The sequence below is a fragment of the Faecalibacterium sp. I2-3-92 genome (genome assembly GCF_023347315.1).
GTDB lineage: Bacteria > Bacillota > Clostridia > Oscillospirales > Ruminococcaceae > Faecalibacterium > Faecalibacterium duncaniae.
Genome location: NZ_CP094470.1, coordinates 1,500,790 through 1,527,410, shown reverse-complemented (window position 1 = coordinate 1,527,410; position 26,621 = coordinate 1,500,790). Strand labels below are relative to the sequence as shown.

General features: G+C 59.0%; 24 protein-coding genes. 22 read left to right on the top strand and 2 right to left on the bottom strand.

The features are described from left to right. Positions 1–99: 99 nt before the first annotated feature. Entirely contained in the window at positions 100–432 is a 333-nt protein-coding gene (locus MTP42_RS07460; protein ID WP_005934393.1) for a GlsB/YeaQ/YmgE family stress response membrane protein, read from the bottom strand. After that, complete coding sequence (locus MTP42_RS07455) at positions 429–1,130, bottom strand: endonuclease III domain-containing protein (RefSeq protein WP_207683887.1); 702 nt, start codon at positions 1,128–1,130, stop codon at positions 429–431. The genes MTP42_RS07460 and MTP42_RS07455 overlap by 4 nt, the downstream gene beginning before the upstream one ends. Positions 1,131–1,318: 188 nt before the next feature. Between MTP42_RS07455 and MTP42_RS07450 the strand changes: the two genes are divergently transcribed. The 22 genes from MTP42_RS07450 to rplS all read left to right on the top strand — a co-directional run bounded on the left by MTP42_RS07450 (position 1,319) and on the right by rplS (position 26,546). Next, positions 1,319–2,593 (top strand): replication-associated recombination protein A, encoded by a 1,275-nt coding sequence (locus tag MTP42_RS07450; RefSeq protein ID WP_005934388.1) that lies wholly within the window; start codon positions 1,319–1,321, stop codon positions 2,591–2,593. A 23-nt stretch (positions 2,594–2,616) separates the two neighbouring features. Next, positions 2,617–3,003: a Fur family transcriptional regulator gene (locus tag MTP42_RS07445; protein WP_097771183.1), complete on the top strand. Its 387-nt coding sequence runs from the start codon at positions 2,617–2,619 to the stop codon at positions 3,001–3,003. Between the two features lie 100 nt (positions 3,004–3,103). Further along, positions 3,104–4,486, top strand: a complete 1,383-nt coding sequence (gene miaB / locus MTP42_RS07440) for a tRNA (N6-isopentenyl adenosine(37)-C2)-methylthiotransferase MiaB (protein ID WP_005934386.1) — start codon at positions 3,104–3,106, stop codon at positions 4,484–4,486. Between the two features lie 69 nt (positions 4,487–4,555). Beyond that, a complete protein-coding gene (locus MTP42_RS07435) occupies positions 4,556–4,963 on the top strand; it encodes a YlbF family regulator (RefSeq protein WP_207683886.1) in 408 nt (135 codons plus the stop codon). A gap of 120 nt (positions 4,964–5,083) precedes the next feature. Further along, the gene (mutS, locus tag MTP42_RS07430) at positions 5,084–7,699 is read left to right on the top strand and encodes a DNA mismatch repair protein MutS (RefSeq protein ID WP_097771180.1); all 2,616 of its coding nucleotides are present in this window, start codon (positions 5,084–5,086) and stop codon (positions 7,697–7,699) included. 38 nt (positions 7,700–7,737) lie between these two features. Then, on the top strand, positions 7,738–9,888 hold the full coding sequence (mutL, locus tag MTP42_RS07425; protein ID WP_249257044.1) for a DNA mismatch repair endonuclease MutL: 2,151 nt from the start codon (positions 7,738–7,740) through the stop codon (positions 9,886–9,888). A 13-nt stretch (positions 9,889–9,901) separates the two neighbouring features. After that, positions 9,902–10,822, top strand: coding sequence for a tRNA (adenosine(37)-N6)-dimethylallyltransferase MiaA (miaA, locus tag MTP42_RS07420; RefSeq protein WP_249258308.1), 921 nt, complete (start codon positions 9,902–9,904; stop codon positions 10,820–10,822). A gap of 5 nt (positions 10,823–10,827) precedes the next feature. After that, positions 10,828–12,135, top strand: coding sequence for an HlyD family efflux transporter periplasmic adaptor subunit (locus MTP42_RS07415; RefSeq protein WP_249257043.1), 1,308 nt, complete (start codon positions 10,828–10,830; stop codon positions 12,133–12,135). A gap of 107 nt (positions 12,136–12,242) precedes the next feature. Beyond that, positions 12,243–12,707 (top strand): cell division protein SepF, encoded by a 465-nt coding sequence (locus tag MTP42_RS07410; protein WP_035394461.1) that lies wholly within the window; start codon positions 12,243–12,245, stop codon positions 12,705–12,707. Further along, entirely contained in the window at positions 12,691–13,512 is an 822-nt protein-coding gene (locus MTP42_RS07405; protein ID WP_249257042.1) for a YlmH family RNA-binding protein, read from the top strand. Before MTP42_RS07410 ends, MTP42_RS07405 begins: the two co-directional genes overlap by 17 nt. A 21-nt stretch (positions 13,513–13,533) precedes the next feature. Then, a complete protein-coding gene (locus tag MTP42_RS07400) occupies positions 13,534–14,331 on the top strand; it encodes a DivIVA domain-containing protein (RefSeq protein WP_249257041.1) in 798 nt (265 codons plus the stop codon). A gap of 40 nt (positions 14,332–14,371) precedes the next feature. Continuing rightward, positions 14,372–17,164, top strand: coding sequence for an isoleucine--tRNA ligase (gene ileS, locus MTP42_RS07395; RefSeq protein WP_330221133.1), 2,793 nt, complete (start codon positions 14,372–14,374; stop codon positions 17,162–17,164). 101 nt (positions 17,165–17,265) lie between these two features. Beyond that, complete coding sequence (gene lspA, locus MTP42_RS07390; protein ID WP_097771174.1) at positions 17,266–17,751, top strand: signal peptidase II; 486 nt, start codon at positions 17,266–17,268, stop codon at positions 17,749–17,751. Positions 17,752–17,754: 3 nt separating this feature from the next. Beyond that, positions 17,755–18,699 carry an RluA family pseudouridine synthase gene (locus tag MTP42_RS07385; RefSeq protein WP_249257040.1) on the top strand — a complete coding sequence of 315 codons (945 nt, stop codon included), beginning with the start codon at positions 17,755–17,757 and terminating at the stop codon, positions 18,697–18,699. Further along, positions 18,696–19,532: an HAD hydrolase family protein gene (locus MTP42_RS07380; RefSeq protein WP_249257039.1), complete on the top strand. Its 837-nt coding sequence runs from the start codon at positions 18,696–18,698 to the stop codon at positions 19,530–19,532. The genes MTP42_RS07385 and MTP42_RS07380 overlap by 4 nt, the downstream gene beginning before the upstream one ends. Before the next feature lie 71 nt (positions 19,533–19,603). After that, positions 19,604–19,954 (top strand): ComEA family DNA-binding protein, encoded by a 351-nt coding sequence (locus MTP42_RS07375; protein ID WP_249257038.1) that lies wholly within the window; start codon positions 19,604–19,606, stop codon positions 19,952–19,954. Between the two features lie 48 nt (positions 19,955–20,002). Beyond that, complete coding sequence (gene ppk1, locus MTP42_RS07370; RefSeq protein ID WP_249257037.1) at positions 20,003–22,324, top strand: polyphosphate kinase 1; 2,322 nt, start codon at positions 20,003–20,005, stop codon at positions 22,322–22,324. Between the two features lie 97 nt (positions 22,325–22,421). After that, a complete protein-coding gene (locus MTP42_RS07365) occupies positions 22,422–22,985 on the top strand; it encodes a M23 family metallopeptidase (protein ID WP_242700791.1) in 564 nt (187 codons plus the stop codon). Next, the gene (locus MTP42_RS07360; protein WP_249257036.1) at positions 22,982–23,467 is read left to right on the top strand and encodes a peptidase; all 486 of its coding nucleotides are present in this window, start codon (positions 22,982–22,984) and stop codon (positions 23,465–23,467) included. The genes MTP42_RS07365 and MTP42_RS07360 overlap by 4 nt, the downstream gene beginning before the upstream one ends. 40 nt (positions 23,468–23,507) lie before the next feature. Then, complete coding sequence (locus MTP42_RS07355; protein ID WP_097771167.1) at positions 23,508–25,370, top strand: TIGR03960 family B12-binding radical SAM protein; 1,863 nt, start codon at positions 23,508–23,510, stop codon at positions 25,368–25,370. Then, a complete protein-coding gene (locus MTP42_RS07350; protein WP_097771166.1) occupies positions 25,345–25,989 on the top strand; it encodes a TIGR03936 family radical SAM-associated protein in 645 nt (214 codons plus the stop codon). The genes MTP42_RS07355 and MTP42_RS07350 overlap by 26 nt, the downstream gene beginning before the upstream one ends. 215 nt (positions 25,990–26,204) lie before the next feature. Further along, entirely contained in the window at positions 26,205–26,546 is a 342-nt protein-coding gene (gene rplS / locus MTP42_RS07345; protein WP_035394456.1) for a 50S ribosomal protein L19, read from the top strand. Positions 26,547–26,621: the final 75 nt, after the last annotated feature.

Below are 26,621 nucleotides of genomic sequence, written 5' to 3'. Positions count from 1 at the left end.
GGATGAATTATATCGCTTCTCGATATAACTGTCAAGGGGCTGAAAATAAAAAAGCTCTCCCGGAGGGGAGAGCAAAGACAAACAACCAGAGAAAACCGGTCAACGATCGTGGAACAGTCGGTTATCCACCCAGATGCAGACGCAGGCACCCAGCACCGAGATAACAAAGGAGCTGATGCTGCCGGTGGCATGGATGCCGATGAGGCCGAACAGGAACTCGCCCACAAAGCTGCCCAGAATGCCCAACACAATGTTGCGGCCGGTGGAGGTCTGGGTGCCCATAAAGCGGTTGGCGATGTGACCGGCCAGAGCGCCTACCAGCACGCCCACGAGCAGGGAAGCCAGCAGGCCGATCAGAGAGAACAGGCCCATCAGCACGCCCACCAGAGCGCAGATCAGGGCAAGGACGATCAGGATAGACAATGTAATCATACAGAAGCCTCCTTGGTTTCTTTTGTAAGAACGGCGTTTTCTGCCGCGTACCGGCAGATATCGTTCAAACAGCACTTTTCACATTCGGGTTTGCGGGCATTGCAGACAGCCCGGCCATGCATCACAAAGCGGTGGCACAGGTCGCTGCCTTCCTCCGGCGGGATGATCTTCCACAGGGCCATCTCCACCTTCTGCGGCTCCTTGATGCCATCCACCAGCCCGATTTTATTGCACAGCCGGATGCAGTGGGTATCTGTGACGATGGCGGGCTTGCAGAACACATCACCCATGATCAGGTTGGCGCTCTTGCGGCCCACGCCGGGCAATGCCAGCAGCGCTTCAAAGGTGGTGGGCACTTTGCAGTTGTATTTATCCCGCAGTACCCGCATACAGGCCGAGATATCCCGGGCCTTGCTGCGGCCCAGCCCACAGGGCTTGACGATGGCCTCGATTTCCTCGGGCTCTGCCGCAGCCAACGCTGCTACATTGGGGTATTTTGCAAACAAGTCCTGTACCACAATGTTCACCCGGGCATCAGTGCACTGAGCCGCCAGCCTGACGCTGACCAGCAGCTGCCAGGCGTGGTCGTAATCCAGCGTGCAGGCTGCATCCGGATATTCTGTTTTCAGCCGGTCGATGACCTGGAGCGCCAGCTCCTTTTTGGCAGAGAGATCTTCTGCCGCAGCGGCTATCTTCATCTGTACCCCTCGTTTCTCGTAAATGTACTATGATAATAGCATGTTTCGACCTTTTTGTAAATGGGATTTGCAGCATCCATCTGAGAATGATTTTCATTATTGCTCTTGCTGTTCGTGTAAAAATGAGGTATACTATTTCTATATAAGGCCCATGCAGAACAGCAGGGCAGTACAGGAGGGAACGCCCGATGAATGAACCGCTGGCGCAGCGTATGCGCCCCAAAACGCTGGCCGAAGTCTGCGGCCAGCAGCATCTGCTGGCCCCGGGGCGGGTGTTCCGCCGCACCATCGAGAGCGGGCGTATCCCCAATATGATCTTTTACGGCCCATCCGGCACAGGCAAGACCACCGTGGCCCGGATCATTGCCGAGAACAGCGGCATGACGCTCCACAAGCTCAACGGCACTTCCTGCGGCACGGGGGATATCAAGGCAGTGCTCAAGGATATCGGCACACTGGCCGGGGCGGGGGGGATCCTGCTGTACCTCGATGAGATCCAGTATCTGAACAAGAAGCAGCAGCAAAGCCTGCTGGAGTGCATTGAGGACGGAACTGTGACCTTAATCGCCTCCACCACCGAGAACCCCTATTTTTACATCTATAATGCACTGCTTTCCCGCTGCACTGTGTTCGAGTTCAAATCGCTGACAGCTGCGGATGTGGAGCAGGGGCTGCGGAACGCCCTGAAAAAGCTTTCGGAGAGCGAGGGTACGCCCATCCGGATGGAGGACGATGCCTGTGCCTATCTTGCTGAGAGCGCGGGCGGCGATCTGCGCAAGGCACTGGGTTGCCTTGATTTTGCAGTGACGGCGGCGGCTCCCGAACCGGAGGGAAAACACATCACGCTGGATATGATCCAGCAGGTCACCCGCCGCACTGCCATGCGGTACGACCGGGACGGCGATGACCACTATGATATCGTGTCGGCTTACCAGAAATCCATGCGCGGCTCCGACCCGGATGCAGCGCTCCACTATCTGGCCCGGCTGCTGGAAGCCGGGGATCTGCCCTCTGCCTGCCGTCGGCTCATGGTGTGCGCCTGCGAGGATGTGGGCCTTGCCTACCCGCAGATCATCCCCATCGTCAAGGCGGCGGTGGATATCGCCAACGCGGTGGGCCTGCCTGAAGCGCGGCTGGCCCTGGCGGATGCAGTTGTGCTGGTGGCGACCAGCCCCAAATCCAACAGCGCCCATGATGCCATCAACGCCGCCATTGCGGATGTGCAGGCCGGGCGTACCGGGCCCATTCCCCGCCAGCTGCAGAACAAGCACTATGACGGCGAGGATGCGCTGGTAAAGGGCCAGAATTACAAGTATGCCCACGATTACCCCAACCACTGGGTCGAGCAGCAGTATCTGCCGGATGTGCTCAAGAATACAAAATACTACACCTTTGGGGAAAACAAGAACGAGCAGGCCTCCCGCGCATATTGGGCGCGGATCAAGGGCGAAGAGAACGTATAAAGGGAAGAGAAGGAGAGAGGAAGATGCGTTATTCCAAACAGCGGGAGCTGGTGCTGCACACCGTGGAGCAGCTTTGCGACCACCCCACCGCCGAAGAGATCTTTGATAAGGCGGCCCCGGAGTGCCCGGGCCTGAGCCTGGGCACTGTCTACCGCAACCTGAACAGTCTGGTGGAGGCAGGCATGGTGCGCCGGGTGTCCATTCCGGGCAGGGCGGATCGTTTTGATCACACCCTGTGCTGGCACAGCCACCTCTACTGTACAGCCTGCGGCGGCGTAGTGGATGCCGATGTGGACGAGAAACAGGTGATGAGGCTGGTGCGCCGCCAGAAGGATGTTGTGGTGCAGGACTGCGCTGTGGTGCTGTTCGGCCTGTGTGAAGCATGTGCCAAAAAGCAGGCAGAAGGCTGAATTACCCCGAAGGATTCTGAAATTTGCGGTTTCCCACTTGCCCTTATGGCAGAAAGAGGGTATACTAAAAAGAGCTTTTGAAAAATAAGGATGGTTTTTATTGGAATACATTAACTTTGAACACAACGAGACGGCTGCGGAGCTGGTGCGTGCGGCTTACGACACCCCGCCGCTGGCCTTTGTACACAGCTATGGCTGTCAGCAGAATGTCAACGATGGCGAGCGCATCAAGGGCGTGCTGGTGGATATCGGCTACGGCCTGTGCGATAAGCCCGAGGATGCAGACCTCATCCTCTTCAACACCTGCGCTGTGCGGGAGCACGCCGAGCAGCGCGTGTTCGGCAATGTGGGTGCATTGAAGGGCCTGAAGGAGAAAAAGCGCGGCCTGATGATCGGCCTGTGCGGCTGCATGGCCAACCAGAAACATGTGGTGGAAAAGCTGCGCAAGAGCTATCCCTATGTCGATCTGGTCTTTGGCGTGGATGGCATCGATACGCTGCCCCAGCTCATTGCTCAGAAGCTGCAGAAGCATAAGCGCGTGCTGATGGAGCCTGCCCAGCGCCCGGTCATCGTGGAGAACATCCCCATCCGGCGCGAAAGTGAGTTCCGCGCCTGGCTGCCCATCATGTATGGCTGCGACAATTTCTGCACCTACTGCATCGTACCTTATGTGCGGGGCCGTGAGAAGAGCCGCAAGCCCGGCGATATCCTGGCGGAGTTCCGGGGGCTGGTGGAAGCGGGATACAAGGAGATCACTCTGCTGGGCCAGAACGTGAACAGCTACGGCAAGGGCCTGGAAGAACAGGTGGATTTTGCTGACCTGCTCAATCTGCTCTGCGCTGTGCCCGGCGATTACCAGATCCGCTTTATGACCAGCCACCCGAAGGATGCCAGCCACAAGCTGATCGACACCATTGCGGCCCAGCCCCACCTGTGCAAGCACCTGCACCTGCCGGTGCAGTGCGGCTCGGATGAATTGCTGAAAAAGATGAACCGCCATTACACCATCGGGCAGTACATGGAGCTGATCGAGTACGCCCGCAAAAAGGTGCCCGGCATTACCTTCTCCAGCGATATCATCGTGGGCTTCCCCGGGGAAACGGAGGAGGATTTCCAGGACACGCTGGAACTTGTGAAGAAAGTCGGCTACATGCAGTTGTTCACCTTCATCTACTCCAAGCGCACCGGCACCAAGGCAGCGGAAATGCCCGACCCCACCCCCCGCGCGGAGAAAACCGACCGGATGACCCGTCTGCTCAAGGTGCAGGACGAGATCGCAATGGATCTGGTCCGGCAGCAGGTGGGCCAGACTGTCCGGGTGCTGGTGGAAGGCTATGGCCGCAGCGACGGAACCCTCTCCGGCCGGTTGGACAACAACCTGACCGTGGAGTTTGCCGCAGACCCCGCCCTGATGGGCAGCTACGCACAGGTGCACCTGACCGGTGCCCGCGCCACCGTCCTGCTGGGCGAACTGGAAACGTGATCCCGGGGCACACCGGCCCCAATGATAATGTAACTATAAAAACAAACACATCAAAGGAGATTTTTGATTATGGATTGCATCGATCTGTTCAAGCGCGCCGCCATGGCACTGCAGACTGACCCCCGTTACCTGGCTCTGGATCAGGCCCGCAAGGCAAACGACAAGGATGAGGAGCTGCAGAATCTCATCGGGGAATTCAATCTGGCCCGCATGGATCTGAACAACGAGATCAGCAAGAACGAGCGCAGTGATGAGCGCATCGCCGAGCTGAACACCAAGGTCAACGACCTGTATGGCAAGATCATGGCTGACGAGGGTATGACTGCTTACAACGAGGCAAAGCGCGACTGCGAGAACCTGGTCAACTACATTGATGCCATCATCAACACCGCAATGAACGGCGGCGACCCCATGACCGTGCAGGAGCCCAGCGAATCCTGCACCGGCAGCTGCTCCACCTGCGGAGGCTGCCACTAACAGGTAAAATGAGAACGCGGCTGCAAATCGCAGGCCGCGTTTTCCTTCCATTCGCAGTTACTTACTGCAAACCGACGGAAAGAAGCAAAGCGGCATAGCCCGCAGGAAAGGTGAACGATTATGGCAGAACTGTCGCCCATGATGCAGCAGTATATGGACATCAAGAAGCAGTATAAGGACGAGATCCTGTTTTACCGCATTGGCGACTTTTACGAGATGTTCTTTGACGATGCGCTGACCGCCTCCCGGGAGCTGGACCTGACCCTGACGGGCAAGCAGTGCGGTATGGAAGAGCGTGCCCCCATGTGCGGCGTGCCCTTCCACAGCTACGAGGGCTATGTGGCCCGCCTGATCGCCAAGGGATACAAGGTGGCGATCTGTGAGCAGATGGAGGACCCGTCCAAGGCAAAGGGACTGGTCAAGCGCGATATCATCCGGGTGGTCACGCCGGGCACTGTCATTGAGAGCAGTATGCTGCAGGATGACAAAAACAACTACATTGCAAGCATTTTTCTGAAAGGGAATGCGGCGGGCATCTGTTTTGCCGATGTTTCCACCGGTACGGCCCACATCACCGAGCTGAAACGAGAGAAGATCGTGCCTGCCGTGATCGCGGAGCTCTGCCGCTACCATCCCAGCGAGGTGCTGATGAATCCCGGAATGCTGGACTGCCGTGAGCTGACCGGCTATATCAAAAAGAACATGACCTGCTCTGTGGAGCTGGTGGAAGAGGAGCGCTACGCTCCGGGTCTGGTGGCCATCTCGTTGGAAAATCAGTTTGGCCGCAATTGGGATGAGACGACCTCTATTGATAAAAAAGGTCTGGTGCGGTTTGCCATGGCCGCGCTTCTGGAATACCTGCACACCACCCAGATCAAAGGTGTGGAGCGCCTGAAGACCGTCATCAGCTACAATGAAGCCCAGTATATGCAGCTTTCGCCTGTGACGCGGGCCAACCTTGAACTCACCGAGACCCTGCGGGGCCGCGAGAAGCGGGGGACCCTGCTCTGGGTGCTGGACAAGACCAGCACTGCCATGGGCAAGCGGCTGCTCCGCACCTGGATCGAGCAGCCGCTGCTTTCCAGCGATGCCATCAACCACCGTCTGGATGCTGTGGAAAGCCTGGTCAACCAAACCGTACAGCGCGGCGATCTGATCGAAGAACTGCATTACATCGCCGATCTGGAGCGTATGATGACCCGCACGGTCTACGGCTCGGCCACGCCCAAAGAGATCTATGCCATGGCGCAGACCTGTGAGCGCCTGCCCAGCCTGCGCCAGCAGGCCGAGAGCTGCGGCTGTGCTGAGCTCAGCGAGATCGTCTCCAGGATCGACCCGCTGAGCGATATCAAGGACAAGATCTATGCCGCTGTGGACCCTGACGCACCTTCTACCCTGAAGGATGGTGGTGTCATCGCCAAGGGCTACCACCCCGAGGTGGACGAGCTGCGTTCCATCCGCGATAACACCAAGGGCGTGCTGGCTCAGCTCGAGACCCGCCTGCGGCAGGAGACCGGCATCCCCAAGCTGAAGATCGGCTATAACCACGTGTTTGGCTATTTCATCGAGGTCAGCAACTCTTATAAGGCACAGGTGCCGGAGAGCTACATCCGCAAGCAGACCCTGACCACCGGCGAACGCTACATCACACAGGAGCTCAAGGAGCTGGAAAATAAGATCCTGGGTGCTCACGAGCGGCTGATCGCTCTGGAACACCGGCTGTTCAATGAGCTGCTGGAAAGCATTGGTGCCCAGCTCGACCGCATCCAGCGTACAGCCAACGCCGTGGCAGAGCTGGACGTGCTGGCCGCTCTGGCTCAGGTGGCAGCAGAAAACAACTACTGCCGCCCCACTGTGGATGAGAGCGACCAGCTGACCATCGTGGAGGGCCGCCACCCTGTGGTGGAGCAGATGCTCAAGGGCAGTCTGTTCGTACCCAACGATACCACCTTGAACTGCGGCGAGGATCGCTGCCTCATCATCACCGGCCCTAACATGGCGGGCAAATCGACCTATATGCGCCAGAATGCGCTGATTGCCCTGATGGCACAGATCGGTTCCTTTGTTCCGGCCAGAGAGTGCCATGTGGGTGTAGTGGATGCCATCTTTACCCGCATCGGCGCGTCGGATGACCTTTCGGCAGGTCAGTCCACTTTTATGGTGGAGATGACCGAGGTGGCAGAGATCCTGAAGAACGCTACCTCCCGCAGTCTGGTGGTGCTGGATGAGATCGGGCGCGGCACGTCCACCTTTGACGGCATGAGCATTGCCCGCGCCGTGGTGGAGCACATCAGCGACCCTGCCAAGGGACTGGGCTGCAAAACCCTCTTTGCCACCCATTACCACGAGCTGACAGACCTTGAGGGCACCATCAGCGGCGTGAAAAATTACAACATTGCGGTGAAAAAGCGGGGTGAGGATATCACTTTCCTGCGCCGCATCGTCCGCGGCCCTGCCGATGACAGCTATGGCATCGAGGTGGCAAAGCTGGCCGGTCTGCCCGGCACCGTGACCCGCCGCGCCCACGAAGTGCTGCGCGCACTGGAAGCCACTGCCCCCAAGAACAAGGTGGAGCAGATGGACTTTGACGCGCTGCAGGAGTATAACTCTCCCGCAGTGCCCAGCGAGGTGCTGGAAAAACTGGATGCGCTGGATGTGGAAACACTGACCCCCATTGAAGCGCTGAATTTCCTGTACGAGCTGAAAAAGACCTTGAAGGGCAGCCTGAACGGCTGATTTCCTGAAAATCCTAAAAAACAGGGGAGGGAACGAATATGGCAGTCATCCATGTTCTGGACAAGCACACGGCGGAGCTCATTGCAGCCGGTGAGGTGGTGGAGCGGCCTGCTTCCGTGGTGAAGGAGCTGCTGGAAAACGCCATTGATGCCGGGGCAAGCCAGATCACCGTGACCATTGAATCAGGCGGCGTGAAGCTGATCGAGATCAGCGACAACGGCTCAGGCATTGAAGCAGAGTATATCCCCACGGCATTCATCCGCCACGCCACCAGTAAGATCCGGACGGAGGATGATCTGAACCATATCCACACCCTGGGCTTCCGTGGAGAAGCGCTGGCTTCCATTGCCAGCGTGGCGCGGGTAGAAGTACTGACCCGTACTGAGAACGACGAGTGCGCCTCCGTCTACCGCATCGAGGGCGGCGAGGATTATCCGCTGGAGCCCGGTGCACGCGGCGTGGGCACTACCATCCGGGTGCAGGATCTGTTCTACAACACCCCGGCCCGGATGAAGTTCCTCAAAAAGGATTCCAGCGAGGGTACCTTTGTGGCGGATATTGTGGCCCATGTGGCCCTGAGCCACCCCGAGGTCAGCTTCAAGTTTGTCCGGGAGGGTAAGCTGCAGTATGTCACCCCCGGTGACGGCAAGCTGCGCAGTGCCGCCTACGCGGTGCTGGGCCGGGAATTCAGCCGTGACCTCATGGAGCTGGACAATCAGGAGGGGGTCTACCGGGTGTGGGGCCTCATCACCCAGCCCAGGAGCTGCCGCGCCAGCCGCAGTATGCAGTATTTCTACATCAACGGGCGCTATGTCCGCAACCGCACCATGATGGCGGCCATGGAAACAGCGTTCAAAGGCACCACGATGCAGGGCAAGTTCCCTGGAGGAATCTTGCTTCTGGAAATGCCCGCTGACCTTGTGGATGTCAATGTCCACCCGGCCAAGACTGAGGTGCGCTTTGCCCGGGAAAACGATATCTTTGACCTCGTTTATCACGCTGTCAAGCTGGCACTGGCCCAACCGGGCACTGGAGAGCGACGCTTCGCCTTTGAAGAGGGTAAAAAAGATGAAGAATCCAACAAATCCGGAATAAATGATAACACGATAGAAAAAGATGTAAAGAAGGATAACTTTACAGGGCTTTCTGCCATCATTCCGGGCCAGGCTGAGCCGGGAACGCTCCATGAGCATACCCCTCAGCCCCAGCGGAGCTTCCGGAGCTTCACTCCGGCACCGGCCGCAGTACCGCTGTCCCGTCCGGCACCTGCAAGCCACCCGGATATCCTGCCTGTGCCGGGCACTGCCGAGGAAAAGCCGACAGAGCACAGCTGGACAACGGTTGCATCGGGCCTGCCCATCCGGCAGGATGCCACCCTGCACAGCCCGGCACCAGCTCCCACGGAGAGTGAGCCTGAAGCACCCGTCTTTGCCGCAGCGCTGGGAGAAGGTGCATTGGACATTGAGCCGGACAGTGCAGATCTGCCCGAACATCAGGACCACATGGCGGCATGGGATCCTGCCCCCAAGGAGGAAATGCCTGCCGCCCCAGCTCGGCAGCAGACCTCTGCTGCCGAGGATACGCCGGAACAGCTGGGCTTTGACGTGCAGGAAGGCCCTGCCCCTCTGCGCTATGTGGGTGAGATCTTCAAGACCTACATCCTCGCTGAGCGCGGGGAGGAGATCTGCATCATTGATAAGCACGCCGCCCACGAGCGCCAGCTTTTCGAGAAGCTGGCGGCAAACTATGGGGATGTTCCGGCCCAGCTGCTGCTGGAGCCGCTGGTGGTGGAGCTGTCGGCGGAGGAAAAGACTGCACTCCTCTCCAATCTTGAGCTGCTGGAAAGCGCCGGACTGGAGATTGACGACTTTGGCGGCAACAGCGTGTTCCTGCGCTCTGTGCCCGCGGATGTGGAACAGGGCAGTGCAGAGGATCTGCTGGTGGAGCTGGCGGATAAGCTCTCCAAGGGCAGCCGCGATGCCCTGAGCGAAAAGACCGAGTGGGTGCTCCATTCCATCTCCTGCCGCGCGGCCATCAAGGCGGGGGATAAGACCTCCCCGCAGGAGCTGATGGCATTGGCTGAAAAGATCCTCTCGGGCGAGGTGCCGCCCTTCTGCCCCCATGGCAGGCCTTGTGTCCTTAAATTGACCCGGAAGGAGCTGGAAAAACAGTTTGGACGGATCGTGTAACGATAAGCACCCGGTGCTGGCCGTGGTCGGCCCCACGGCTTCCGGCAAGACCGCGCTGGGTGTTGCACTGGCCGAGCAGTTTGGCGGTGAGATCATCAGCGCCGATTCGATGCAGATCTACAAAGGGCTTGATGTGGGCACCGCCAAGGTGACCCCCGAGGAGACCCACGGCATTCCGCACCATGGGGTGGATATCCTGCAGCCTGATGAACCGTTCAGCGTGGCGGATTTCACCGCGCTGGCCGGAGCGCTGGAGCATGAGATCTCCGGCAGAGGACATCTGCCCATCCTCGTGGGCGGCACCGGGCTCTATGTCCAGAGTTTTTTGTATGGTGTCCGCTTTGCCGCTGAGAAAACGCCGGACGGTTTGCGGGAACAGCTGGCCGCGGAACTGAATAAAAAGGGTCCGGAGGCCATGTATGCGGAGCTGCAGGCGGTGGACCCCGAAGCGGCGGCGGGCATCCACCCGAACAACCATGTCCGGGTGCTGCGGGCGCTGGAACATTACCGCGCCACCGGCAAAAAGCTCAGTGAGCAGAAAGCAGACTCACTCCCGCCCGAAAAGCCCTACCGTTCTCTGATCCTTGGGCTGGATTTCCCGGAGCGCGCCCAGCTCTACCGCCGCATCGACCTGCGGGTGGATCTGATGATGGAGCAGGATCTGCTGAACGAGGCAAAACGTGTGTGGGAACACCGGGATACCTATAAGACGGCGGCCCAGGCCATCGGATACAAAGAATTCTTCCCCTACTTTGCGGGGGAGAGCGCGCTTGCCCCTTGTGTGGAGAAGCTGAAACAGGCTTCCCGCAACTATGCCAAGCGCCAGCTGACCTGGTTCCGCCACATGGAGGGTATCTGCTGGCTGGATGCCTCTGCCCCGGATGTCCGGGAACAGGCTGCACGTCTCACAAATGAATTTTTAGCGAAAGGATGAGCGATATGCAGGAAGAAAACCGCGAGGGCATCTCCGGCGCACTGAAAACGCTGGCCGCTGTCGTCATCGTGTTTTTGCTGCTGGCGGCATTGTATGTGGGCTATCAGGCAATGCAGGTGCTGTTTCCGCCCAATACTTACGAGACCGCCCTGCTGGCTACGGTGGAGGACACCGTGGATGCCGAAGGCGTGCTCCTGTTTGAGGAAAGCTACGTTGCGGGCGGCGGCACGCTGGGATATCTGGTGGCAGACGGCGAGCGTGTTTCGGCAGGCACAGCGGTGGCTGAGATCTACGGCGATGCAACGCAGGCTTCTCTGCGCCAGCAGCTGACCCAGATCAATGACCAGATCGACCTGCTGCAGCGCTCCCAGAACACCACTTCGGTGCAGCTGGAATCCCTGCGCAAGAACCGTTCCGCTGCTCTGTACGACCTGATGGATTCGCTGGATGCAGGGGACTACGAGGATACCGATGCGGAGAAGGAAAATTACATTCTGGCCCAGAACAAGCTCTGGGTCATCACCGGCGAGGTGGCCAGCTTCTCCGACCAGATCACCGCGCTGACCCAGCAGGCCGCCACGGTGCAGTCCCAGCTGGGCAATCCGTCCCAGATCACGGCCCCGCAGACTGGCTATTTCATCCGCAGCTCCAGTTCCGGGCGGCTGAACGCAGGTTCTGCCGATATCCTTGCCCTGGATGCAGCCAACCTGAAAGCTTACGTTGAATCCTCCCCGGAGATCGCGCTGGACGGCTGCGCGGGAAAGATCGTTTCGGGCTTTACCTGGTACTATGCCGGGGTGTGCTCGGCCAAACAGGCGGAAAAGCTGCTGGGCAGGGACGGCAAGCCCTTGACCAAGAGCATTGAGATCCGTTTTCCCGGTCAGGTGGAAACGCCCCTCAAGGCAAAGGTCAGCGAGGTGAACATTGATGCGGAAAACGACATTGCCCGCTTCGTCCTCTCCTGCGAGATCATCAACGGCGATGTGCTCCGGCTGAACTGTGCCGATGCCCAGATCATCGTGGGACGCAACACCGGCCTGCGGGTGCCTGCTGCTGCGGTGCACTACCTCAAGGCGGACGGCTCCGAGGCAGAGGGTCAGGGCGAGAACTACATCCCAGGCGTGTATGTGAAGTACGGCAACCTGGCCCGCTTCTGCCGCATCGACCCTGTGGACGATGCCCACCCGCAGATCACGGATGGCGATGATCTCATCGTTTTGCCCAGCGGAACGGCTGGTTCTGTCAGTCAGGTTCGGCTTTATGACGAGATTATTGTCTCGGGACAAAATTTGTATGATGGAAAACTTTTGTAGTTATTGACATCTGCGGCAAAAAATCCGATAATAGTAAAAGCTATTTGCATCTCTTTTGCAAAAGGCGCCAGGCAGCTGCGGCTGCCCGAATGAAAGGAGCAGATACTATGTCTTTCGTGGATAGTCTCAAAAAGGGCCTTTTTGGCGGTGAGGACGATTACGACGATCAGTACATCGACGACGGCCCCCAGATGGTGAACAACAACAGCGGTCTCGGCGTTGGCATGGACGATGCAGAGGAAGAGCCGGTGGAGGGTGCCCAGAAGAAGAACAAGGTGGTCAACATCCACGCCACCACCCAGCTCAAGGTCGTTCTGGTAAAGCCCGAGCGCTTTGAGGATGCCAGCACCATTGCAGACCACCTGAACAACAAGCGCACGGTCGTGCTGAATCTGGAGTCTACCAATAAGGAAGTTTCCCGCCGTCTGGTGGATTTCCTGTCCGGTGTGGCTTACGCCAACAACGGCCAGATCAAGCGCGTTGCCAACAGCACCTTCATTATTACCCCGTACAACGTGGACATTATGGGCGATCTGCTGGACGAGCTGGAGAACAATGGCGCGTTCTATTGATCCTGCTCCCAGGGCAGTGCGGGGCTTTGTGCCCGCCCGCACCGATGAAGAGCGCTTTTTGATGCGGCATGTGGAGGATCTGGCCCGCGCGGCCGAGGGACGCGGCATTGCCCGCTACTCCGGCTTTTTGAGCGACAGGGAACGGGATCTGGCCCGCGCGGCGCTGAACCGTGCCGATGTGCCGGAGAGCGACCATCACTTTGAGGGCGGCTGGCCCGGAGCAGAGCGGAAGCTGCTCTGCCTGGAGCCGGAGGGCTGTTACCCTGCAAGCCCGCTGTGCTGCGTGAAGCTGACCTGCCGCACCCTTTCCGGGGCGGCACTGCCGGGCCACAAGGATTATCTGGGCAGCCTGATGGGGCTGGAGCTGCGTCGGGAAGCGCTGGGAGACATCGTGCTCCCGGCCGATACGCCGGGCACTGCCTATGTCTTTGCGCTGGAAACGGCGGGGGAGCTCATCTGCCGGGAACTGCTGCAGGTGGGCCGGACAGAGGTCACCACCACGCTGCTTTCGCTGGATGAGGTACCCGAATTCCCGCAGGCAGAGCGCAAAACGCAGACAGCCACCGTGTCCTCTTTGCGGCTGGACGCTGTGCTTGCGGCCATGCTCCATTGCAGCCGTGGGCAGGCGTGTGAGTGGATCGCGGCGGGCCGGGTGGAGATCAACCACCTGCCTGCAGAGAGCGCCCACGCCCCGGTGTATGAGGGTGATGTGTTCACGGTACGCGGCAAGGGGCGCTTTGGCCTGACGGCCCTGCCCGGAAAAAGCAAAAAAGACCGATCGATCATCGAGTTTTTTCAATATTGAATAAAAAGGGAGGAAACCACTATGCTGACCCCGCAGGATGTGCGTGCTGCACAGTTTGAAAAGAACATCCGCGGCTACCGGACCGAAGAGGTGGACCGTTTCCTGGATAAAGTAGAGGAGCAGCTGAAGCAGGATGAAGATCAGGCTGAGGAGCTGCGCCGCCAGATCGCTGAGCTGACTGCCGAGAATCAGCGTCTGCACAAGGAAATGGAGAGCTACGAGGCTGACGGCGATATGCTCAAGAGCGCGCTGATCAATGCCCAGCGGATGGGTGAGAATGTCATCCGGGAAGCAAACCAGAAGTCGGAAGAGATCCTGCATCGCGCAAATCTGCGCGGTGATGATATTATCCGTGATGCCAACGAGCTGCTGCAAAAAGCCAGTGACCGCGCGGATGAGATCATCAACGAGGCAAACGAGAAAAAGCTTGCCCAGGAGCGCGAGTATGACCGCGTCCGGCTGGAAGTGACCCGCTTCAAGTCCGATGTGCTGAACCTGTACCGCAGCCATGTTGAGTCTCTGAGCCGCCTGCCTGAGTTCCAGAAGGAGGAGCCCGCTGAGGATGCTCCTGCCGAGGATGAGGCTGCAGCCGCCGATACCACTGCCGCCGCTGTGACCGAGGAGATTGCCGAGGCACAGCCCGCTGCAGCGGATGTGGATGCTGAGGACGAGAACCCTGCGGATGAAAAGACCAGCGAGGAGTTCTGGGCACAGGACGAGAGCCAGCTCAAGCTCGACCCGCCCCCGGCCCCTGCCGCCGAGGATGAGGCTGCAGCGCCGGACTACGCCGCTTTTAAGGGCGTGAAGTTCAGCGAGTGATCCCAAAAGCGTTTTAGTAAATTAGAGGAGTGTGTAACCATTGGCTAAGAATAAGTCCCAGTACGATAGTACCCTGAATCTGCCCAAGACTCTGTTTGAGATGCGTGCCGGTCTGCCCAAGAAGGAGCCCGCCATGCTGGAGGATTGGGAGAAGAACGACCTGTACAACAACCTGATCAAGCACAACGACGGCAAGCCCAAGTTTGTCCTGCACGACGGCCCTCCGTATGCAAACGGCAACATCCACATGGGCACCGCCCTGAACAAGATCATCAAGGATATCATTATCCGCGACAAGAACATGGAGGGCTTCCAGGCTCCCTATGTGCCCGGCTTTGATACCCACGGCCTGCCCATTGAGCTGAAGGCTCTGTCCTCTCTGGGCGAGAAGAAGAAGGACATCTCCAAGCTGGAGCTGCGCCAGATCTGCGAAAAGTTCGCCACCGAGCATATCGACATTATGAGCGACCAGTTCAAGCGTCTGGGCGTTATCGGTGACTTTGAGCACCCCTACCTGACCCTGAAGCCTGAGTTCGAGGCCCGCCAGATCGAGATCTTTGGCGAGATGGCCAAGAAGGGCTACATCTACAAGGGCCTGAAGCCTGTGTACTGGTGCCCTGACTGCCGCACCGCTCTGGCTGAGGCCGAGATCGAGTACGGCGAGGACGACTGCGATTCCATCTTCGTCCGCTTCCATGTTTCTCAGGACCCCAACGGCGTGCTGGCAAAGCACGGCATCCCGATGGATAAGACCTACTTCGTGATCTGGACCACCACCACCTGGACCCTGCCCGCCAACGAGGCCATCTGCCTGAACGGTGCCTTTGAGTATTCCTTTGTCAAGATCGGCGAGGAGTACCATATCATGGCCACCGAGCTGGTCAAGAGCGTGATGGATGCCTGCCATATTGAGAACTACGAGATCGTGGGCGAACCTGTTTCCGGCGCTGAGTTCGAGCTGATGCGCTATCATCACGTCTACCTGCCCAAGGAGGGCACTGTCATCCTGGGTGACCATGTCACGCTGGAAAGCGGTTCCGGCTGCGTCCACACCGCAGGCGGCCACGGCGTGGATGACTTCAATGTTTCTCAGAAGTACAACGTGCCCATCACTGTTCCTGTGGACGACGGCGGCTGCCTGACGGAGCTGGCCGGTAAGTACGCAGGTCAGCGTGTCTGGGCTGCCAACAAGACCATTCTGGCCGACCTGACCGAAGCTGGTGCCATCATGGGTCAGGTGCACATCAAGCATCAGTACCCCCACTGCTGGCGCTGCCACAACCCCATCATCTTCCGTGCCACCGAGCAGTGGTTCTGCTCTGTTGCCAAGTTCCGTGACGATGTCTACAAGGCCATCGATACCGTGAAGTGGATGCCTGACTGGGGCCACGACCGCATGAAGGGCATGGTCCGTGACCGCAACGACTGGTGCATCAGCCGTCAGCGTACCTGGGGCGTGCCCATCCCGGCTTTCTACTGCAAGAAGTGCGGCGCTTACCACATCACCGATGCCACCATCAAGGCTGTCAGCGAGCTGTTCCGCAAGGAAGGCTCCGATGCCTGGTACAAGTACGAGGCAGAGCAGATCATCCCCGCAGGCGAAGTCTGCGAGAAGTGCGGCGCTTCCGAGTGGACCAAGGATACCGACATCATGGATGTCTGGTTCGATTCCGGTTCCACCCACGCTGCTGTTCTGGAGGAGCGCCCGGAGCTGCGCTTCCCGGCCGACATGTATATGGAGGGCGGCGACCAGTTCCGCGGCTGGTTCCAGTCCAGCCTGCTGACCAGCGTGGCTGCCAAGGGCTGCGCACCTTATAAGTCCGTTCTGTGCCACGGCTGGGTCGTGGACGAGCAGGGCAAGCAGATGCACAAGAGCGCCGGCAACGGCGTGGAGCCCAGCGAGATCATCAAGGACTACGGTGCGGATATCATCCGCCTGTGGGTCGCTTCTTCCGACTACACTGTGGATGTGCGCGCCGGTAAGAATATCTTCAAGCAGCTGAGCGAGGCTTACCGCAAGATCCGCAACACCGCCCGCTTCATTCTGGGCAATCTGGATGGCTTTGACCCCAACACCGATTGTGTGGCAGATGACCAGCTGCAGGAGATCGACCGCTGGGCACTGGCTGCTCTGGATGACCTGATCGTGAATGCCAAGGCAGGCTATGATGTGTATGACTTCAACAAGGTCTATCACGCCGTCTACAACTTCTGCGTTGTTGCCATGTCCAACTTCTACCTGGATGTGACGAAAGACCGCCTGTACTGCACCAACGGTGTGGGCCGCAAGGCTGCCCAGACCACCATGTACAAGATCCTGGTCGCTCTGGACAAGATCATTGCCCCCATCCTCTGCTTCACCAGCCAGGAGATCTGGGACTTCCTGCCCAAGACCGAAGGTATGAACAAGTACGTTGTGTTCGAGGCAATGCCCAAGGCAGGCCAGTACGCTGCAGACGATGCCTTCAAGGCCAAGTGGGCACAGCTCATTGCTGTCCGTGACGAGGTCAAGAAGGTGCTGGAGCAGGCCCGTGCAGAAAAGACCATCGGTGCTTCTCTGGAAGCTTCCGTTACCCTGTACTGCAATGATGCCGTCTATGACCTGCTGAACAGCATTCCCATGGATGAGCTGGCTGACCTGATGATCGTCTCCCATGTGGAGCTGGTCAAGGGCGAGGGTGGTTCTGCCTCCGCTGTTGAGGGGCTGGGCGTTGCTGCTGCACATGCTACCGGCGAAAAGTGCGAGCGCTGCTGGAAGTATTCCGCAGACATCGGCACCCACGCCGCACATCCCACCCTTTGCGCACGCTGCGCAAGCGTGGTGGAAGCATAAGCCTTCCTGAATTAAACGCTGCGGCGCTCCTTTCGAGCAGGGAGCGCCGCTTTTTGGTATCAGAACACAGGCGGCAGCGTGCCGCCGTTGGGAGTATTTTTATGGCATTTGTGATCTTCAATCTGCTGTGCGTTGCGGCGCTGGTCGGCCTCGATCAGGCCATCAAGTTCTGGGCTGTCAGCGCTTTGCAGCCGGTGGGCGCAATGCCGCTGATCCCCCATGTGGTGGAGCTGCGGTTCGTGCTCAACCAGGGCATGGCATTCAGCCTGCTCAGCGGCAAGCAGCTGTTTTTGATCGTTGCAACCAGCGCAGCGCTGCTGCTGGTTGCTTATTGGCTGTTCTTCCGCAGCCGGAACAACCGTCTGCAGCAGGCCGCACTCATTCTGGTGCTGGGCGGCGGCATCGGCAACCTGATCGATCGTGTGCTGAACGGCGAGGTGGTGGATTACATCAACCTGCTGTTCATGCGGTTCGCTGTGTTCAATTTTGCAGATATCTGTGTCTGCGTTGGTGTGGCGCTTTGGGTGCTGGTCATTTTCCTGGAGGAGCTGCACGAGGATACGAAAAAGGGCCCGAAGGAGCAGTAAGCCATGGAGCAGCGTGAATACATCGTAGAAGCCGAGGGCGCAGGCCAGCGCATCGACCGCTTTCTGAGCGGCGAGGACACCGGCCTTTCCCGCAGCGCCCTGCAGGGCCTTGTGGCTGAGGGCCATGTGCTCTGCAACGGCAGGGCCCCGGCCAAGAGCCTGAAGCTCAAGGCAGGGGATATCATCCTGCTGGAGATCCCCGACGCAAAGCCCATCGAAGCTGTGCCACAGGAGATCCCGCTGGACATCATCTATGAGGATGCGCACCTTCTGGTGGTCAACAAGCCCAAGGGGATGGTCGTCCACCCGGCTCCCGGCAACCCGGACGGCACCCTGGTCAACGCTCTGCTCTGGCACTGCAAGGGCAGCCTTTCCGGCATTGGCGGCGAGATCCGGCCCGGCATCGTCCACCGCATCGATAAGGACACCAGCGGTCTGCTGGTGGTGGCAAAGGATGATGCAACCCACATCGGCCTTTCCCAGCAGATGGCAGTGCACAGCGTGGAGCGGGCCTACAATACCATCGTCTATGGCGGCTTTGCCCAGGATGAGGGTTTTGTGGAGAGCAACCTGGGCCGCAGCAAGACCGACCGCAAGAAGATGGCGGTCTATCCGGCCAGTGAGCCCCACACAAAGTACGCCTATACCGGCTACAAGGTGTTGGAACGGCTGGGCGAGTTCACGATGCTGGAGTGCCGCCTGAAAACGGGCCGTACCCACCAGATCCGCGTTCACATGGCTTCCATCCGCCACCCGGTGGCGGGCGACCCGGTGTACGGCCCCCACAACTGCATCACCAGCCTGCATGGTCAGTGCCTGCATGCAAAAACGCTGGGGTTTATTCACCCCATCACGGGGGAACACCTGCGGTTCGATTCTGAGCTGCCGGATTACTTCACCCGCTTCTTGACAACGCTCCGTCAGCGCACAGGAGGAAATACCCTATGAAAGAGACGACCATTGACCAGACCCTAGTCCTCTGTGATCTGGACAGCCTGCTGCTGGATGCTACAGGCAATCTGCCTCAGCTCCAGCGGGACGTGCTGCAGCTTTTTGCCAGCAGGGGCGGCAGGCTGACCGTTTTCTCTCAGCGCTCGCCCCGGGCGGTCCGCTCTCTGTTGGGCGGGGTGCGGCTCAGTGCGCCCGCGCTGGTCTGCGGCGGCACACTGGCCTACAACTTTTCGGAGGGCTCCGGCACCGCGCTGTGCAGCTTTGAGGGGATGGAGGAGTCTGTCCTGAAGATGCTGCCCTCCCTGTCCGGCGTGGGCATCGCCCTGCAGATGCGCGATGGCTCCACCCGCGCTGTGCGGATGAGCGAAGGGCTGGTGTTCCACCTCAAGCAGGAGTGGACTCCCTTTGTGCTGAGCAACGCCGCCGATGTCAAGGGCGAGGACGTTCTGCGCATCCTGTTCTATCAGGACAAAAAGCAGATGCCCATTCTGCCCACGCTGCAAAAGGCGCTGGGGGACGCGGCAGCCATCCTGCATGCGGAGCGCCTTGCACCGGATACGCTGGTGCTTACCCCGGGCCTTGTCTCAGGCAGTGCCATGCTCAACGCCGTCTGCCCTCCCTCCGGCTATGCCGCCGAGCAGCTGACGGTGCTGGCCGGCTGCACCCAGATGCTCGACCTTGTCCATCTGGCGGGGGAGAGCGTTGTGCCTGCGGATGCCGCGCCTGAACTGCGCCTTGCCGCCAACCGGATGACCCTGACCGACCACGATGCCGGTGCAGCGGCAGAGCTTTTGTACGGCATGGTGCGCCGTGCGGAAACTTCTGCGTAAAATCATTGTAAAGCTCTCTGCAAATTCTCCGCAGAGGGCTTTCTTTTTCAGAGAAAGTCGGGTACAATGGGATGAAGAAAGCCAGTCTCACAAAAACAGAACAGAGATTTCTGTGGACAGCGGCCCTTGTCTGCGCGGTGTGCGTCGCGCTGGCGTTTGGGTTTGCCGTTCCGCGGCAGACAGGGCCGGGCCGTGCAGCCGGGAGTGAAACACCGCTCATCCAGCTGGCGCGGGTCGATCTGAACACCGCCGGGCAGGACTCTCTCTGCACCCTGCCGGGGGTGGGGGAACAGCGCGCCCGGGCCATCATCGAATACAGGGAGCAGTACGGGCGCTTTGCTGCGGTGGAAGAGGCCGCCGCCGTGCCCGGCCTGACAGAAGCGGTGGTGGCTGAGTGGGATGGACTTGCTTATGTGAGCTGAAGCGCTGCGGCGAAAGCCGCAGGTCAGGGAAAAAGGGAGTAAACTACTATGAAAGAGGATACGATCTTCATCAACCGTGAACTCAGCTGGCTGGACTTTAACCGCCGTGTGCTGGTGCTGGGCAAGGATAAGAATGTCCCGCTGGCGGAGCAGGTGAAATTCCTTGCCATTTATGGCTCCAATCTGGATGAATTTTTCATGGTGCGTGTGGGCTCTCTGCAGGAGCGCGCCAACCTTGCACGCAGTCAGAAGGACAAAGACAAGCGTGAGAACAAGACCAACATGACGGCCGAGGAACAGCTGAATGCCATCATGCCCAAAGTTGCCCATCTGCAGGAGGACTGCGATAAATACTACGAGAAAGCGCTGGAAAATCTGGATGCCTGCGGCTATAAAAAGGTAAACTTTGATGCGATGGATAAGGAGCAGGAGCGCTTCTGGAAAAAATACTTCCAGAACGAGCTGTTCCCCATCCTCAGCCCGCAGATCGTGGACAACCGCCACCCGTTCCCATTCCTGCGCAATAAGGAGATCTACCTCGGCGCTCTGCTCAAGGAGAAAGAGGGCCAGAGCCTTGGCATGATCCCCATCTCCAGCCAGATGGAGCGGCTGATCCTGGTGCGCCGGGAGGGCAAGACCGAGTTTGCCCTGACAGAGGAACTGGTGCTCCACTATGCGTCCCTCATCTTTGGCAAGGATGCCGTCCAGGAAAAGTGCCTGTTCCGCGTCACCCGCAACGCCGACATTGATGTAAAAGAGGGCATGATGGACCATGATATCGATTACCGCGAGATCATGGCCGACCTGCTCAAGCGCCGCCGCAAGCTGGCCGCTGTCCGCCTGCAGGTAACTCCCACGGCCCCGCAGGAAATCCTTCGTCTCCTCTGCGACAAATTAGAGCTGAGCCATAAGCGGGTGTTTGCCCAGAAGAGCCCACTGGATCTGAGCTTCTTCTACAAGCTCACCGGTAAAATGGAGGCCGAGGGCAACCCGGAGCTGTTCTATCCCTCGGCCCGGCCCATGCTGCCGCCCCAGGATTATGACCTTGCTGTCGAGGTGGAAAAGCACGATGTCCTGCTCAGTTATCCGTATCAGTCTATCCGTCCCTTCATCGCGATGCTGAAAAAGGCCGCGCGGGATCCGGAGGTCATCTCCATCAAGATGACCCTTTACCGGATGGCGCGGGAATCCCAGATCGTGCAGGCCCTGATCGAAGCCGCCGAAAATGGCAAGGAAGTGGTGGCTCTGGTGGAGCTGCGTGCCCGCTTTGACGAGCAGAATAACATCGACTGGTCCAAGCAGCTGGAAGAGGCTGGCTGTACCATTCTCTATGGCTTTGATGATTACAAGGTGCACTCCAAGCTGACCCTCATCACCAAGAAGGGCCCGCAGGGCTACAGCTACATCACCCAGATCGGCACCGGCAACTACAACGAAAAGACCAGCGAGCTCTATACCGATTATTCGTTCATCACGGCAGATCTGGGCATCGGTGAGGAAGCCTCCAATGTGTTCCAGAACCTTGCCGTGCAGAAGCTGACGGAGACCACCGAGAAGATGCTGGTGGCTCCTCTGCGCTTCAAGAGCGTGCTGCTGGACGAGATGGACCGGGTCATCAATGCCGCCAAGCTGGGCCGCCCCGCATCCATGATCCTGAAAAACAACTCCATCTCGGATCGGGATATCATCCTGAAGCTCGAAGAAGCCAGCTGTGCAGGGGTTCGCATCGATATGATCGTGCGCGGTATCTGCTGTGTCCGCGCCGAGATGCCGGGTAAGACCGAGAACCTGCATATCCGCAGTCTGGTGGGCCGCTACCTTGAGCATGGCCGCATCTACAGCTTCTACGATGGCGTGACCACCCGCATCTATATCGCCTCCGGCGATTTCCTCACCCGCAACACCGAGTGCCGCGTGGAGGTGGGTGTCCGGGTGGAGGACCCTGTCCTCATCCAGAAGCTGAGCGATATCCTGCAGCTGCAGCTGCGGGATAACGTCAATGCCAGGGAGATGCGGGCAGACGGAAGCTATCAGAAGGTGAAAGCGGCCCTCGGTGAGCCCCTTGTCAACGGCCAGATGGACATGTACGATCTGCTCCGGGATGACTGGCTCGCCCGGGATGCTGCTCCTGCGGCAGAACCGGAGCAGCCCGAGCCAAAGGCACCGGAACGGCCGTCTGAGCCCGAAACAAGACCGGAGCCGGTTCAGGTGGCGGAGCAGCCCCCAGAACCAGCAAAACAGCCTGCCACGTTGAAAGCAGCACCTGCTCCGGCTGTGCAGAGCGCACCCGCTCCGCACGTTGTTGATCGCGCGGAACGGCACGGCTACCCCAGCCTCTTCCAGCGGCTCCATGACTGGCTCCGCCGGTAAATACGGAAAGAGCACCCTCTGGGAAATCTCCCAGGGGGTGTTTTGGTTCTCAGTGATCTTCCTCCTGCATACACTTTCCAGAACGGAGGGCGAAAAGATGCAGGCAAAACATGGACGAGCAGGGAAACACAATCGATATCAATGGGCGGCGGTGCTGACTCTGATGGTGCTGCTGATCATTCTGCTGGCGGGCAGGGTGCTCCCGGTCTGTGCGGGCAAAAATATCCCGGCGGGAGCCAGCCTGAAACAGGCAAAGCCGGGGCAGACGCTCTGCTTCCCGCTGGAAACGGCGGCGTGGCGTGTCTCTGACCCTTATGGCTGGCGGAAGGATCCCTTTACCGGGGAAAAAGCCTTCCACCGGGGCGTGGACCTTGCCTGCGCGGAGGGCACACCGGTCCTTGCGGCACTGGACGGTGTGGTGACCGCCGCCCGGCGTGGAACCGCTTACGGCAACTATGTCCGGCTGACCCATGGGGACGGGCAGGAAACGCTCTATGCCCACATGCAGTATCTCTATGTCCGGGCCGGGGAGGTGGTTGCAGCAGGCCAGCGGCTGGGCACTGCCGGACAGACGGGCCGTGCCACCGGGGCACACCTGCACTTTGAATTTCTGACAGGCGGCATCCGGTATGATCCTTCTGCCGCGCTGAGCCTGCCATGATGCGGCATCGGCTCCGGTACGGGCCGCTTGTGTTCCGGGACCCGTTGCTGCTCTGCGGGATGCTGTACGTTCTGCTCTATTTCGATGCAAGCGGGTTTCTGCGGCTGGGGCTGCTGGCGGCATTCCTGCATGAGTGGGGGCACATCGGGGTATATCTTGCCCTGTTTGGGCAGTTTCCGGTCATTGAAGTCACCCTTACCGGCTTTTGTATGCGCACCCGGGGCAGGGAAATGACCCTGTGGCAGACCGCTCTCCTTGCCGCGGCAGGCCCTGCGGTGAATTTTGTGCTGGCCGGGCTCTGGATGCTTCGGCTGGAACAGCGGGCCACCATCCGGTCCAGTGCCTTTCTGGCGGCCAACCTCCTGACCGGGGCCTTCAACCTCCTGCCCATCCCGCCGCTGGATGGGGCACAGCTGGCGGCGTGCGGCTGGTCGCTGCTTCAAAACAATGATTGCATTTCCCGGCAGAATCGGGTACAATAAAACGAATGAAGTAAAACTGTTCTGTCAATGGAGGAACTTGATGTTTGATCCCAAGCTGAAAGAAGCGCTGGGCCGGGTGCAGAAGCCGGGCCGTTACACCGGCGGCGAACCGGGCAGCGTGTATAAAGACAAAGAAAAGGTGGATGTCCGGTTTGCATTCTGCTTCCCGGATACCTACGAGGTGGGCATGTCCTTCCTCGGTGAGAAGATCCTGTACGAGCTGCTCAACAGCCACGAGAACTGGTGGTGTGAGCGGGCCTTCATGCCCTGGCTGGATATGAAGGCTGAGATGGAGCGGCTGGACCTGCCCCTGTACACCATGGAAAGCAAGGACCCCCTGACCGATTTTGATGCGGTGGGCTTTACCCTGCAGTACGAGCTTTCCTATACCAACATTCTGGCAATGCTCGATCTGGCGCACATTCCGTTCTACGCAAAGGACCGCGACGAGCACTGGCCCCTGATCGTGGCGGGCGGCCCCTGCGCCTGCAACTCGGAGCCCATTGCAGATTTCTTTGATGTCATCCAGCTGGGTGAGGGTGAGAACCAGCTGCCTTCCATCTGCGCCGAGATCGAGCGTGCCAAGAAAGAGGGCAGCGTCTCCAAAAAGGAGCTGCTGCGCCGCATTGCAAAGATCCCCGGGGTCTACATCCCTGCCTTCTACGATGTGACCTACTTTGAGGACGGCCGGGTCAAGGCCATTACCCCCAACGAGCCGGGCATCCCGGCGGTCATCACCAAGGCCATCATCAAGGATCTGAACGAGTTTGCCCCGCCAACGAACTTTGTTGTGCCCATGGTGGGGGCCATCCAGGACCGTGCCAGCATTGAGGTGCTGCGCGGCTGTGTGCGCGGCTGCCGGTTCTGCCAGGCGGGCTTCCTGTACCGCCCCATGCGCCAGCGGGATGCCAGCCTGCTGAATAAGGCAGCACAGGATCTGTGTGCCAACACCGGCTATGAGGAGCTGAGCCTGTCCAGCCTGTCCACCTCCGACCACGGCCAGTTGGAAGAACTGCTGGATGATCTGAATGAGTGGGCCCCCAAGGAGCACGTCAGCCTCTCGCTGCCCTCCCTGCGGATGGACAACTTCTCCCAGAGCCTGATCGAAAAGACCACCAAGGTGCGCAAGAGCGGCCTGACCTTCGCGGCCGAGGCCGGTACTCAGCGCCTGCGGGATGTCATCAACAAGAATGTTACCTGGGACGAGATCGAAAAGACCTGTTCACTGGCCTTTGCCAACGGCTATTCCTCGGTCAAGCTCTATTTTATGATGGGCCTGCCCACTGAGACGATGGAGGACATCGAGGGCATTGCCGAGACCGCCCAGAAGGTGGTAGATCTCTATTACTCCAACCCCAGGCACGCCAAGGGCAGGGGCGTGCAGGTGACCATCAGCTGTGCCTGCTTTGTGCCCAAGCCCCATACGCCTTTCCAGTTCGTGCCCATGGACACGGAGGAAAGCCTGCAGGCCAAGCAGAAGCACCTGCTGGAAAGCGTCCACAGCCGCAAGATCAAGGTGAACTATCACGACAGCACCACCAGTTTTCTGGAGGGCGTGTTCGCCAAGGGCGACCGCCGTCTGGCTCCTGTTATTCTGGAAGCCTACAAACGGGGCTGTTACTTTGACGGTTGGGAAGAGTGCTTCAAGTATGATACCTGGATGCAGGTGTTTGAGGATCTGGGCATTGATCCCAAGTTCTACTGCCAGCGTCCCATTGGGCTGGACGAGGTGACCCCGTGGAGCCACATGGACTACGGTGTGACCCACGAATATCTGGTGCGGGAGTACAACAAGGCCCTTGCCGCCCAGACCACCCAGCCCTGCAACCGCGCCTGCCATGGCTGCGGTGCCAATCATCTGTTAGGAGGTCCCTGCTTTGATTACAGTCAGAATCTCGTTTGAGAAAAAGAATGAGGCCTCCTACATCTCCCTGCTGGATCTGCAGCGGGTGATGCAGCGGGTGCTCAAGCGCAGCGGCCTGCCTGTGTGGCACACGCTGGGCTTCAACCCCCACATCTACATGACCTTTGCCTGCCCGCTTTCGCTGGGGCAGGAGAGCGAATGTGAGTGCGTGGATGTCAAGACCGAGGCTGAGAACCCGGACTTTGCCCAGTGGCAGACCGAACTGAACGCCATCATGCCCACCGGCATCCGCATTACCCATGTGGGCCCGGTGCAGATGAAGGCTGACCTCATCGCCTTTGCCTGCTACCAGATCACCTACCCGGCAGCGGCAGCGGCTGTGCTGGAACAGTATAACGCGCTGGAAAGCGCCCCGGTGGAAAAGCACAGCAAAAAGGGCAAAAAGATCGTGGAGCTCAAAGATCACATCCCGCAGGTGGAATATACCACCGCAGGGGATCGTGTCTGCATGGAGCTCTGCCTGCCTGCCGCACAGGAGCTGAACCTGAATCCCTCGCTGCTCACCGGCTTTCTGGAAGAAAAGTTCGGTCTGCCTGCCGCCAGCGCAGGCATCCTGCGCAAACGCTTCCTGACGGCGGATCGGCAGCTCTTTGCCTGATTTCCCGGGCAAAGAATGCCTTTTGGGCAGAACAGAAAAATTTTGGGATTATTTTGGGCAAATCGCTTGATTTCGCGGGCGTTTTGTGCTATCCTATTAGGGCGTTAGTGTCCGCTGATACCACAGCGGGGTTAATGACAATATCATTAAACGGGCGGTCCTCTGACGGCAAGGTGCCGTGCATGAACGTCTAAAAACAAATGGAGGATTCAAAAATGGACGCACTGAAGATTATTTCTGAAGGCAGCATCAAGGCTGAGAAGCCCCAGTTCAACGTTGGCGATACCGTCCGCGTTGATGTTCGCATCAAGGAAGGCGAGCGTGAGCGTATCCAGGCTTTCGAGGGCACCGTCATTGCTAAGAAGCACGGCGGCGTTGCAGAGACCTTTACCGTTCGCCGCGTTTCCTACGGTGTCGGCGTTGAGCGTGTCTTCCCCATCAACAGCCCCTTCGTTGAGAAGGTCACCGTTGTCCGCAAGGGCAAGGTTCGCCGCGCCAAGCTGTTCTATCTGCGTGGTCGTACCGGCAAGGCTGCTAAGGTCAAGAGCGATATTTGATGATCCCCGCGTAAAACCGGGAGAAAAGGGACAACTTGTTGTCCCTTTTTTCTTTATTCCGGGCCAGACAAGATT